9 protein-coding genes are annotated in these 11,410 nt (G+C 61.9%); 4 read left to right on the forward strand and 5 right to left on the reverse strand.

Going from position 1 to position 11,410, the window contains the following annotated elements; all coding sequences use genetic code 11:
- Positions 1-76: 76 nt before the first annotated feature.
- The gene (locus tag EXY20_RS10140; protein WP_135550440.1) at positions 77-1,183 is read right to left on the reverse strand and encodes a CdaR family transcriptional regulator; all 1,107 of its coding nucleotides are present in this window, start codon (positions 1,181-1,183) and stop codon (positions 77-79) included.
- Between the two features lie 206 nt (positions 1,184-1,389).
- Here EXY20_RS10140 and EXY20_RS10145 point away from each other — a divergent pair, with 206 nt between their 5' ends.
- Positions 1,390-2,547 carry a glycerate kinase gene (locus EXY20_RS10145; protein ID WP_135550442.1) on the forward strand — a complete coding sequence of 386 codons (1,158 nt, stop codon included), beginning with the start codon at positions 1,390-1,392 and terminating at the stop codon, positions 2,545-2,547.
- Positions 2,548-2,640: 93 nt separating this feature from the next.
- A complete protein-coding gene (gene larA / locus EXY20_RS10150) occupies positions 2,641-3,903 on the forward strand; it encodes a nickel-dependent lactate racemase (RefSeq protein WP_135550444.1) in 1,263 nt (420 codons plus the stop codon).
- A 41-nt stretch (positions 3,904-3,944) separates the two neighbouring features.
- Here the strand turns inward: larA and EXY20_RS10155 are convergent, their stop codons facing one another.
- Positions 3,945-4,796 carry a ribonuclease E inhibitor RraB gene (locus EXY20_RS10155; protein WP_135550446.1) on the reverse strand — a complete coding sequence of 284 codons (852 nt, stop codon included), beginning with the start codon at positions 4,794-4,796 and terminating at the stop codon, positions 3,945-3,947.
- 301 nt (positions 4,797-5,097) lie between these two features.
- Between EXY20_RS10155 and EXY20_RS10160 the strand changes: the two genes are divergently transcribed.
- Both EXY20_RS10160 and EXY20_RS10165 read left to right on the forward strand, forming a co-directional pair.
- Positions 5,098-5,640 carry an RNA polymerase sigma factor gene (locus EXY20_RS10160; RefSeq protein ID WP_135550448.1) on the forward strand — a complete coding sequence of 181 codons (543 nt, stop codon included), beginning with the start codon at positions 5,098-5,100 and terminating at the stop codon, positions 5,638-5,640.
- The gene (locus EXY20_RS10165) at positions 5,640-6,674 is read left to right on the forward strand and encodes a DUF4871 domain-containing protein (protein WP_135550450.1); all 1,035 of its coding nucleotides are present in this window, start codon (positions 5,640-5,642) and stop codon (positions 6,672-6,674) included. Before EXY20_RS10160 ends, EXY20_RS10165 begins: the two co-directional genes overlap by 1 nt.
- Positions 6,675-6,725: 51 nt before the next feature.
- On the opposite strand, the gene EXY20_RS10170 is transcribed toward EXY20_RS10165, so the two are convergent.
- The 3 genes from EXY20_RS10170 to EXY20_RS10180 form a co-directional block, all read right to left on the reverse strand.
- Positions 6,726-8,780, reverse strand: coding sequence for a cellulase family glycosylhydrolase (locus tag EXY20_RS10170; RefSeq protein WP_135550452.1), 2,055 nt, complete (start codon positions 8,778-8,780; stop codon positions 6,726-6,728).
- A 239-nt stretch (positions 8,781-9,019) separates the two neighbouring features.
- Positions 9,020-10,000, reverse strand: coding sequence for a Gfo/Idh/MocA family protein (locus EXY20_RS10175; protein WP_135550454.1), 981 nt, complete (start codon positions 9,998-10,000; stop codon positions 9,020-9,022).
- 39 nt (positions 10,001-10,039) lie between these two features.
- Positions 10,040-11,407: a sulfatase gene (locus EXY20_RS10180; protein WP_207671247.1), complete on the reverse strand. Its 1,368-nt coding sequence runs from the start codon at positions 11,405-11,407 to the stop codon at positions 10,040-10,042.
- Positions 11,408-11,410 lie beyond the last annotated feature (3 nt).

Genomic DNA, 11,410 nt, shown 5'->3' on the forward strand with positions numbered 1-11,410 from the left:
CACACAACCGCCAAAGGCCAAAGCCGTTCGTCCGGGGACGATGGCGATGGCCCATTGGCGCAGCATAACCCGCGATTTACTCTTCCTCCTGCTCCCGCAGCCAAATCGCCAGCTGCAGCGCCACCGCATCGTGAAACCGCTTCGGATCGAAGCCGGTTGTTTCCTTGATGCCGGCGAGCCGGTACAGTAGCGTATTGCGGTGCACGCCAAGCGCTTGCGACGCTTCCGCAACGTTCAAGTCGTTGTCGAACAGCGCCTGCATCGACTCGTCCAGCTTGTCCGGCAGCCGCTTCAGCACCCGCTCGGCGAATCGCCGACCCAGCGCTGGCGCCAGCTGGCGCACCAGCGCCTGCGTCGCCACGTCGGCGTAAACCGCCAGCGGCCGGTACGCCGCGCCAAGCCGCAGCGCCCACTCGCACTCGCGAATCGCCGCCGGCACATCGTGCAGTCCGGCCGCCTGCGCCGTGCTGCCGACGCGGCAGCCGCGCATCAGCCGCTCCGCCGCCGCTGCGGCCAGCTCCGGGCGCTTCGCCGCTTCGCGCTGCAACGCGCCGCCGATCACGAGGAGCAGCCGGTCCGCCGCGTACCACGCGGACAACGCCATCTCCTCGCTTCCGCCCGCCGCCGCTTCGCGCAGCCTGCGGGCAAACTCCTCGCGCCGCGCCGGTTCGACGGCGGCCGGAAACGCTGCCAGCAGCACGTCGAACGGCGGCTGCGGGCGCACCTGCAGCATGCCGAGCCGGCGTTCGATCGCCGGCCAGTCCGGTTCGCCGCGCATCAATTCCTCGGCGATCGCCTCCATCGTCCGCTGCCGCCACTCCTTCTGCGCCAATAGCTGCTCCTGCCGCATCATCAACTCGGTCGTCAGTTTTACAAAATCGCCGATCGCCGCCACCGCCTCCGGATCGCCGGTGATGCCAATCGCGCCGACAATTGCGCCGCCGAATTCAAGCGGCAAATTGATGCCGCGTTTGCAGCCGGGCCAGTCCGCTTCATTCTCCGCCGTCACGACCAGCGGCGCCCGCGAGCGCATGGCGGCCAAACCGCCTTCGTGCTTGTTGCCGACGCGCTCCGGATCGCCGGAAGCGATAATCGTTCCCGACTCGTCGACAATGTTGATGTTGTACCGCAAACGAGCCATCGTTTCGCGTACGATCGATTGGGCAAGCGGTTCGGTCAGCATCGGTTCGCCTTCTTCCTTTTAGACATTGCGCCTATAAAATTACCACTATTATAACGTATATTTGGCGATAACGACTGAATCGTTTTGCCCGAAAACCCGATATAATATACCTAATACCCATTGCAACCGGATTCATAATCACGCCTTCGGCAGCGTCCGCCTTGTCTGGCACGGCTGCCGGACGGCTCGACGGAGGACGAACCGAAGTGAAGATCGTCATCGCACCCGACTCGTTTAAAGGAAGCTTGTCCGCGCCGGAAGCGGCCAATGCGATCGCCCGCGGCGTCGCCAAAGCTGCGCCGCAGGCGGAAACCGTGCTCGTCCCGGTCGCCGACGGCGGCGAAGGAACGGCCGACAGCCTCGTCGCCGCCACCGGCGGCCGCAGCGTCGCCGTGACCGTCGCCGGTCCGCTCGGCGAACCGGTCCGCGCGGCGTACGGCGTGCTTGGCGACGGCGTCACCTGCGTCGTCGAGATGGCCAGCGCCTCCGGCCTCGTGCTCGTGCCGGAAGCGCGCCGCAACCCGCTGCTCACGACGACGTACGGCACCGGCGAGCTCATCCGCCATGCGCTGGACGGCGGCTACCGCCGCTTCATTCTGGCGATCGGCGGCAGCGCCACGAACGACGGCGGCCTCGGCATGCTGCAGGCGCTTGGCCTCAAGCTGCGCGATGAGGGCGGCGCGCCGATCGCCGCATTCGCCGGCGGCGCGGAACTGGCGCGCATCGCCGCCATCGACGACGGCGAATGGGACGCGCGCATTCGCGAAAGCACGTTTACGATTGCCTGCGACGTAAACAATCCGCTCGTCGGCCCGCAGGGCGCGTCGCACGTGTTCGGCCCGCAGAAAGGGGCGACGCCCGACATGGTCGCCGCGCTCGATCGCGGCATGACGCAGTGGGCCGACCTAGTCGAGCGCCACACCGGCGTCCGTTTGCACGATATGCCGGGTGCGGGGGCGGCGGGCGGCATCGGCGGGGCGTTTCGCGCGTTTTTTCCCGCGACGATGCAGCCGGGCGTCGACATTGTGATGGCAATGACGAAACTTGCCCATCATATGGAAGGGGCCGCGCTCGTCTTCACCGGCGAAGGCCGCATCGACGCGCAAACCGCCATGGGCAAAACGCCGCTGGGCGTCGCCACCGTCGCCCGCAAGTACGGCGTGCCCGTGTTTGTGCTGGCCGGCTCCGTCGGTGGCGGCACCCGGCCGCTGCACGCACGCGGCATCACGGCCGTCGTCAGCATCGCGAACGGCCCGATGGCGCTGGCGGACGCGATCCGTGACGCGGAGACGCTGCTGGCGGATGCCGCCGAGCAGTTGACGCGCGCTTTTCTCGCCGGGCGCGGCGCTCCGGCAGCAGAATAAGCCGATTTTCCCGGCTTATTCCGTCCCGCACCCGGCGGCGGCAAATTGCTTGTCTCGCCGCCCACGTTTCGGTACAAAAAGGAGGAAAGCACCATGAACGTAACACTCGCCTACGGCCGTCACGGCCTTGCCGTGGAAGTGCCCGATCGCGCCGTCGTCGTCGAGCCGCGCCACTTGCCGGGGCTGGCCGACGAAGAGGCCGCGGTGACAGCCGCGCTGCGGCAGCCGATCGGCACGCCGCCGCTCGCCGGCATGGTGAAGCCTACGGACAAAGTCGCCATCGTCATCTCCGACATTACGCGGCCGACGCCCAACCACAAGCTGGTGCCGTGGCTGCTGCAGGAGCTGCCGCACGTGCCCGCGGAGCAGATCGTGATCATCAACGGCACCGGCACGCACCGCGACCAGACCCGCGACGAGTTCGTGCAGATGCTCGGCGAAGACGTCGTCTCCCGCTACCGCGTCATCAACAACGCGTTCCAGAACCCGGACCGGCTGACGCGGGTCGGCCACAGCTCGTTCGGCTGCGACGTGTACCTGCACAAGGAGTATGTCGAAGCGGATTTCCGCATCGTGACGGGATTCATCGAGCCGCATTTTTTTGCCGGCTTTTCGGGCGGGCCCAAAGGCATCATGCCGGGCATCGCCGGAATCGAAACGATTCTGACGTTTCACAACGCGCGCATGATCGGCGACCCGCTGGCCACCTGGGGCAACATGACGAATAACCCGCTGCAGGATATGGCGCGGGAAGTGAACCGGATGTGCAAGCCGCACTTTATGCTCAATGTGACGCTGAACGGCGGCAAAGCCATCACCGCCGTGTTCGCCGGCGAGCTGTTCGCCGCGCACGACGCGGGCTGCGCCTTCGCCAAGGAACATGCGATGGTGCGCTGCGAGCGGCGCTTCGACGTGGTGCTGACGTCGAATTCGGGCTACCCGCTCGACCAGAACTTGTACCAAGCGGTCAAAGGCATGAGCGCCGCCCACAAAATCGTCAAACAAGGCGGCACCATCATCTGCGCCGCGGAATGCTCCGACGGGCTGCCGAACCACGGCAATTACGCCGCCATCCTGGCGATGCGCAAAACGCCGGCCGACATCCTCGCCATGATCGAAGACAAGTCGTTCCGCATGTTCGACCAATGGCAGGTGCAGAAGCAGGCGGTCATCCAGACGTGGGCCGATGTGTATGTGCATTCCAGCCTGACCGACGAGCAGGTGGAGCTGGCCATGCTGAAGCCGGCGCCGCAGCTCGAAACGACGCTGCAGGCGCTCGAACGCAAATACGGCCCGGACATGACGATCGCCGTCATGCCGCTGGGGCCGCTGACCATTCCTTATGTCGAGGAGTAGCGCCAGGGCGGCTGCCACCCTGGCGCCCGGACGTTCGCCGTCTACTTCATCAGCGCGGACACGATCGCCACGATGCCGGCCAAGGCGCTCAGCGCGCATAACGCGCCGAGCAGCCGCGGCAGATACGCGCGCAGCTTGCGGCCCGCGCCGCGCCGCGGCTGCAGGCCCCAGCCTTCGTAGATGCCGCCGCGCGCGGCGGCCAGCTTGTAAAGGCCGTCCGTCGCTTCGTTCAGCGACGGCGCGTCGAGCATCCCGATGCGCGACACTTGCAGCAAATAGCCGTGGCCGCTCGGCCGTTCCGTCGGCGAATTTTCGATCCGGAAGCCGAGCTCGCCAAGCTCCCGTTTGCCTTCCTCATAGCCGCGCTTGTCGAGGAAACGCAGCCAGAAGTGGATGCGCTGCTCTCTCCCGGTTTTGTACCCGTCGGCCCGCAGTCCCTGAAGCAGGGCGGTATTGCTGGCATGCAGCTTCTCGCGCGGGCTCGGGTGCAAGTACGTGCGATAAAACGAATGCTCCTCGTCTTCCCGCGCATGACAACGCGTGCGCAGCTCGATGCCGGCTGTTGCCACGTGGCGGACCGCCGCCATCGCCGCCGCTTCCTCCCGCACATAAAACACATATTCCACACGCGTCTGCGAATCGATCCGCCCGATGTATTCCCCGGACCCGGCGCGCGTCAGCCGCTCCTGCAGCGTTTCCTCCAGCAGCACCAGCGCCTGGCGCACCAACTCCGCTTGCTCCTTCGTTTCCGCCGCATGATATACGTTCACCGCGTAGGTCAGCAATATCGGATAAGACGCTTTCGCCAGCCGCCGCCCCGCCCCGAGATCCAATAAAATGCCGATGCCGTCTTCTCCGTCATTCCGGTGAAAATAGATCCACTGGGGCTCCATGTATCCTCCCGCGCTGCATGGCGTGAACTTTTCCTATATTACCGCATTGGGCCCTCCTCAGGTCCAATCGGCATTGATTTTCTCCACTTGTGCCGGGTCTGAACCGTTTGCGGAGCAAACGGGCTTCGGAAGCGTGGCCACGCTGATTTGCTTCAATCAATAAAATCATTATACAACAATTCAAGCGGGCGCATAGCGCCAATCGATGCGGTTTTGGGCCTAAATTGGCAGGGGCCGCGGCGTAAGGAAGGGAACCATTTTGCCGCCCGGCAGTCTAATACAGCAAGAAGGCGGTGAAACGATGGAGCGGATGCTGCGCCACTTGCGCGAAACGGAGGATAAAGATGCGATCCTGCGCGAAATGATGGAAAAGTACGGCAAAGAGATTTGGCATTACGCGTATTTGATGACCCGCTCCAGCGACGCTGCCGACGATATCGCCCAGGATGTGTTCCTCAAGGCGTACCGCGGGTTGTACTCGTTTCGCGGCGACAGCTCGCTGCGCACGTGGCTGCTGACGATCGCGCGCAATACGGCGCTCTCCGCGATCAAAACGGAAACGCTGCGCCGGCTCGTGACGCTCCGGCTCATCCGCCGCCAGCCGCACCGGAACGGACCGTCCGCGGAAGCGGAATTTATGGCCCGGCATGCAACAAGCCGGTTATGGCGCATTGTGCTCGGCTTGCCGCGCAAGCTGCGGGAAGTGCTGGTACTGGAAGCGCATTACCAGATGAATCAAACGGAAATCGCCCGTCTGCTCGGCATCTCGCCCGGAACGGTCAAATCGCGGCTTCATCGGGCACGGGCACAGGTCGGCTCACGCATGAAGGAGGAGACGGATTAATGGATCGAGAGAACAAGGAGCGCCGGCAAAATAGTACCGATTCCCGCGTTCCCGGCGAGGAACGCGACTGGCCCCCGCCGCAGCCGGCCTGGTACGCGGAGCTCGCTGCGCCCCCGGTACAGGGCGCCGGTTTCACGCCGAAGCTGGCGGAACGCATCGCGGGCGCAGCCAAACGCCCTCCTACAGGCAAACGCGCCACAACGCGCATCGTCTGGGCCGCGCTCATCGCCGCTGTCCTGCTGCCGCTGGCGCTGCAGCTTCCGGCAGTCGGCAACAAGACCAGCCCGCACCTTCGATCCGGGCAACCGTTCCGGGCGGCGCCGGACGATCTCCACCTGCAGCGGCAAGTATACGAACGCGACGGGCGGAAGATGTTGACCGTATTGCCCGGAGGAAATGCAACCGCGGGGCAGCAGGAAGGAAGCTGGTGGATCTTCGAGCAGCCGCCGGAGCAGATGGCGGGACGACATTTGCGGGTCGAAGCGACGCAGGAACGAACAGGCAGCAAAATGACGCTGCTTGCCGACGTTGTCATCGGCGAATCCGATCCGGCTTACCCTTCCGTCACGAAGGTTGCAACGCCTTTCGGTTTGCCGGCGGAAGGACCGTGGAAGCTCGATATTTACCTCGACGACGAATGGTTCGGCGATGTCGTTATTGTGGCCGGACCGGCCGGTTGGGAACCGAGCCCGCATTTTCAGCTTGGCTTGCTGCAGATGAGCGGCATCAAAGACAAGCTCGCTTTTGTCGACCCGGGATTTATCGCCGGTAAGGCAAACAAGTACATGTGGCATCTGTGGGGAAATCCGGAATCGTTGCAAGGACCGTTTCGTGTCGTTGCCGTCAAGCAAGGAAGGGAACAACTGATTGACGTGTTCCGTGCCGAGGCGGTAGGCGGAGCGGTCAACGGGGCGGATGCGAGCGTCGTTTCTTCCATGAAGCTGCCTTCGGCCGGACGCTGGCGTTTGACCGCCTACGTCTCGGAGCGGCTGATCGGCAGCATCGTTGTCGATGTGGCGGAGCAGTCGCACTAAAACGGACAGTCCCCCTCATGGAAGGAACTGTCCGATGCGATGCTTGCCAAGCTAATTGGCCGTCACCTTGATCTCGTCCACGTACATGGTGCCGACGGCGGTTTCGCCGGTTTCGATCAGGATCCCGTCAAGCGAGGCGGCGGCGCTTTCAAAGTTTGCCTGGGTGGTGGGCGTCGGTGTTGGAGTTGGAGTTGGCGTTGGCGTCGGTGTTGGCGTTGGCAATGGAACGCCGGTATAATCGTAACGCGTCCACCAGGTAAACGAACCGAGTTGCGTATTTTGATAATTGGAGGTTGTCGGGATTTCCACCTTGATATATTTCGTGCCGTTCGGCAGCGGATGAGCCGCATAGTCGAGCGTATAGTCTTTTCGCGACCACGTCCCGTCCGGCATGCCGACTGTTTTGGTCGTCATATTGGCGTCGCTGAAGGAAGTCCAGTTGGTCCCGTCGGGAGAAGTATAGAACAACACCCCCGTGCTTCCGCCTTTAATGAACGCCGTCAAATACAACCCGTCGTATACGTCGTCGAATGTCTTATAGGCGATGTATCTCGCTGCCGCGCTGTTTTTCATCGCCCTGTCGGGATCGGAGTCGAACGAGTTTTTGACGTTGCCGGCAGCGGCCGCTACCATATTCGCCGATTTGGATGCGATAAAATTCCACGTGTCGAGCTCGTCGACGCCGCCGTAGTGGTTCCTGTCCCAGGAATTGAACTGCACGGAACCGATTTGATTGACGACGCCGGCCACCAGCTCCAACTTGATATACCCGGCATTGACCGGAACGGCGTCCGCAAACGTCACATCCGTCTGCTTCCATCCGCCCGCCGTTGCGACCGGCGTCGAATTGCTCCGCGTCACCATCCGCCAGTTAATCCCGTCCTCCGAAACATACAATTTGACGCCGATCGACGTATCGTTATAAAAAACATTCACTTTCATCGAGCCGACACCGGTCAAATCGCCGTCGAGCTTATAAACAATCGAACCCGCCCCGGTACCCGCGCGCGTAATTCTTGACGCATCGCCGGCAAAATACGCATTCGCGTTTGCGGTAGCGAATGTGACGTTGGCGCTAGAGTCCGTCAAGGCCAGATCGTCGAGCCCGTCGGTAATAACGTCGTCGGTCGCTTTCCAGTAATAATTGCGGACCTTGGCATCGTCGATCAAATTGTAGGTCCACCGGGCAAACACGTCGTCCGTGCGCGCCATCCAGAAATCCACCCAACTGATCCCCTTCTTCTCGAACATTTCGGTATGGTAGGTATAGGGGCTTATCGGTTTCGTGGCATCTCTTCGCGGATGCCCGCTTTCGGTGTTCATCACCGGGTAAGCGATTTTCAGCGTATTGATATTCGTATCCGATGTTGTGCCATAGGGGTGAATGGAAACCAAATCTTTGCCGGCGGACCAATTGATCCCGGTCTTATTCGTATACTGCTGGACGATCGGCCGGATATCGTCCGAAGCCACCGCAACGCAAAGGCTCAGAATGGGGGTATTCGGCGCTCCGCTGCGCATGATGCCGTAAATATCCGCCAGATCGTTAAGCGTCGCATTCGTGTAATCGTTCGCACTCCATTGCACGGGTTCGTTCTGCATCTCGTAAAACACGTTGGTGCGGTCCTTGTAGCGGGGAGCGGCCAACGTCCAGAAGTCCTGCAAATATTGTTTGCTGAAGGTGCCCGTGCGGGAGTTCGGCGTAATCATGACGTACATGCCCAGGCTTTCCGCGATGTCGATCAGGCCGTCGAGCTCTTCCAGGTTGTCTTCGATCGTCCAGATCGGCAGCGGAGTCGGGGGATTTTCGGTCGTGTTGATTTTGTAAGCCTCCGCGTCCCGATTCGTGATCCGCATGAGATTCAGGCCGAATTCCTGCGCCCTCCTCCAGGTGTCGACGTCGTTCGCCAGCGCCGTCAGGTCCGGCCAATTGGCTCCGTAGGAAACGTGAGTGCCGCGAAGCAAGTCGCCGGCGGGCGTTTTCAGCGTGTTGCCGGATACGACCGGCCTTGGCAAGGCGGCAGCGGAAGCAGACCTGGGCGACGCCACCTGGACGGACGCTACCAACAGCAAAGCAACCAGCAGCAGGCAAATCGTTTTTTTCATCCATACGCTCCTTTCAACTTAAGAAATAGGCCATGAAATATGATTTTTCGACTATAATTGCTGGGTCCGGGGCCGGGGCTGCTCATTGTGTATGATTTTTCGAATATAATCGCCGGCTTTGAGGCGAATGCCACTCATTCTGTATGATTTTTCGCATATAATCGCCAGCTTTGGTGCGAACATCACTCATTCTGTATGATTTTTCGCATATAATCCGCCGACTTCAGTGCGGCGTTCGCTTACTTCCCCGCCAACAGCGCCTGCGCCAAAATAATTTCGGCGACCTCCATCGTCTTCAAGGCGTCGCCAAAATGAGACTCGGGCAGCCGGCCCTCCTTGCAGCAGTCGACGAATTCGCGGCACTTGGCCAGCACGCCGGTGTACGCATACGGTTCGTCGCTGCCCGCCGCCTGCTTCGTATCGAACGCCACGCCTTTGGTGTCGCCGTCCGCATACAAATAACCTTTGCTCTCGTGCTCCGCCTCGGCGCAAATATTCGGCGCGTGCATCTCCACCTGAAAAATTCTTCTGCCGCTGGACCAACTGTTGAGCAAATACCCGGTCGCGCCGTTATCGAAATGCAGCGTCGCCGAGATGAAATTGATGTCCGGCGTCAGCACCCGTTTCACATGGCTGTCCACACGGGCGACTTCGCCGCCGCAAATCCAGCGCAACGTATCGATCGCATGCACACAATCGTCCATCATATGGTCGCGCATTCCGAGGAACGGCCGCACTTCCGACTTGTAAAATTTGCACACCGCATGGACGATCGGGCCGCGCTTCAGGCATTCCTCCCGCAGTTGAACCACAAGCGGCGTAATCCGGCGCTGGAAGCTCACTTGCGTAATGCAGTTGCCCGCTTGCGCCACATGGGCGAGCGCCCGCGCCTGATGCATGTTCAGCCCCAGCGGCTTCTCGATATACAGCGGAAGGCCGCGCTCCAGGCACCACATCCAGACGTCGTACAGATGATGCGGCTGGCCGATCGCAAAAACGGCGTCGGGCTCGACCTCCGCGATCATCCGCCGATAATCCGCCCCCGAATCGCCATACCGCCGCTCGATCCCGAATCGGTCGGCGGCGATCTGCCGCATCGACGGATCGATATCGCAGATGGCCGCAAGCTCCACATCGCCAAGCGCGGCAAGCGCCGGATAAATGACGTTGCGCGCCCGCTCCCCCGCGCCGATCAGCGCCGCTTTGAACGTTTGCCCCATTTTGCCTTCCCGTCCTCTCTCGTCATGTTCTGTAGGTTGTCATATGGAATCCGCCGATTCGGGCGCATAAGCCGGATTCCATTCCGTCGGCACAGGCGCATGCACGGCTTCGCGCCAACGCTGCATCCGTTCGTGCAGCTCCCGCGCAAGATCAGGCAGCTCCCCGGCAAGATTGTGCCGTTCGCCGATGTCGTCCGTCAGCCGGTACAGCTCCAGGCAACCCGTTTCGAACCATTCGATCAATTTCCAGTCGCCGTGCCGCAGCGCCGCTCCGGGCCTCGTCCGCCAATTGCCCGCCCCGTCCTCCAGATAGACGGGGAAGTGCCAGAACAACGTGTCCCGCGCCAACCCGCCGTTCTGCTCCAGCAGCGGCAGCAAGCTTTCCCCATCCGCGGGCGCCGCCGGCTCGCTCACTCCGGCCGCTTCGAGGATCGTCGGCAGGAAGTCGATCACCATAACGGGCGTATCGCACGTTGTCCCCGGCTCGATCCGCTGCGGCCACTTGACCGCCATCGGCACACGAATGCCTCCTTCGTACAACATCCCCTTCCCTCCGCGAAGCGGCAGTTGGGACGTCACGTCATGCGCCCCCAGGCCTTCGGCCCCATAACCGCCGAGGCCACCGTTATCGGAAACGAGCAGCACGATCGTATGGTCCGCCAAACCAAGCTGGTCCAGCTTGCCGACAATGCGGCCGACACTGTCGTCCGTGCTTTCGATCATGGCGGCATAAACCGGGTTATCCTGCCCCTGGCTCGCTTCTTTGCGCTCGTATTTTGCGATCATCTCCGGCTTGGCTTGCAGCGGCTTGTGCACCGCATAGTGCGCAAAGTAAAGAAAAAACGGCTGTTCGGCATGATCGTCGATAAACCGCAGCGCTTCGTTCGTCAGCCGGTCGGTCAAATATTCGTTCTCCGGGCCGTCGGGGAGCGTGGCAATATGAAATGGACTGAAATAACCGGCAGGCGGCTGCCCTTTATGAATGCCGCCGACGTTAAGGTCGAACCCTCTTCCTTCCGGCCCCGTCGCCGGCCCTTCGCCCAGATGCCATTTGCCGATATGCCCGCAGGCATACCCTGCCGCCTTCAGCCTTTCGGCGATCGTCGCATGTTCGACGCCGAGTATGCCGCGGTTCGCGGGCGGGATCAGCTTCCGCTTGTGCGCCGGTCCCCGCTCCGCGGAACCGACGGTATAAATGCCGTGGCGCGGCGAATACAGGCCGGTCATGAGCGAAGCGCGCGAGGGGGCGCAGTTCGGGCACGCATAAGCGCTGCCGAAAGTCATGCCATCAGCGGCAAGGCGGTCCATATGCGGCGTTTCGTAATACGTGCTGCCCATGAAGCCGACGTCCTTCCAGCCAAGATCGTCGATCAGCAGCATTACGATGTTCGGTTTGCGTGTATTCACGGA

This window comes from Paenibacillus cymbidii (assembly GCF_004764705.1).
GTDB classification, from domain to species: Bacteria; Bacillota; Bacilli; order Paenibacillales; family NBRC-103111; genus Paenibacillus_AN; species Paenibacillus_AN cymbidii.

Bases quoted from the DNA above. Each gene is read 5' to 3' on its own strand.
- EXY20_RS10140 (WP_135550440.1), bottom strand. From the start codon at position 1,183: ATGCTGACCGAACCGCTTGCCCAATCGATCGTACGCGAAACGATGGCT.
- larA (WP_135550444.1), top strand. From the start codon at position 2,641: ATGAACGTAACACTCGCCTACGGCCGTCACGGCCTTGCCGTGGAAGTG.
- EXY20_RS10155 (WP_135550446.1), bottom strand. From the start codon at position 4,796: ATGGAGCCCCAGTGGATCTATTTTCACCGGAATGACGGAGAAGACGGC.
- EXY20_RS10160 (WP_135550448.1), top strand. From the start codon at position 5,098: ATGGAGCGGATGCTGCGCCACTTGCGCGAAACGGAGGATAAAGATGCG.
- EXY20_RS10165 (WP_135550450.1), top strand. From the start codon at position 5,640: ATGGATCGAGAGAACAAGGAGCGCCGGCAAAATAGTACCGATTCCCGC.
- EXY20_RS10170 (WP_135550452.1), bottom strand. From the start codon at position 8,780: ATGAAAAAAACGATTTGCCTGCTGCTGGTTGCTTTGCTGTTGGTAGCG.
- EXY20_RS10175 (WP_135550454.1), bottom strand. From the start codon at position 10,000: ATGGGGCAAACGTTCAAAGCGGCGCTGATCGGCGCGGGGGAGCGGGCG.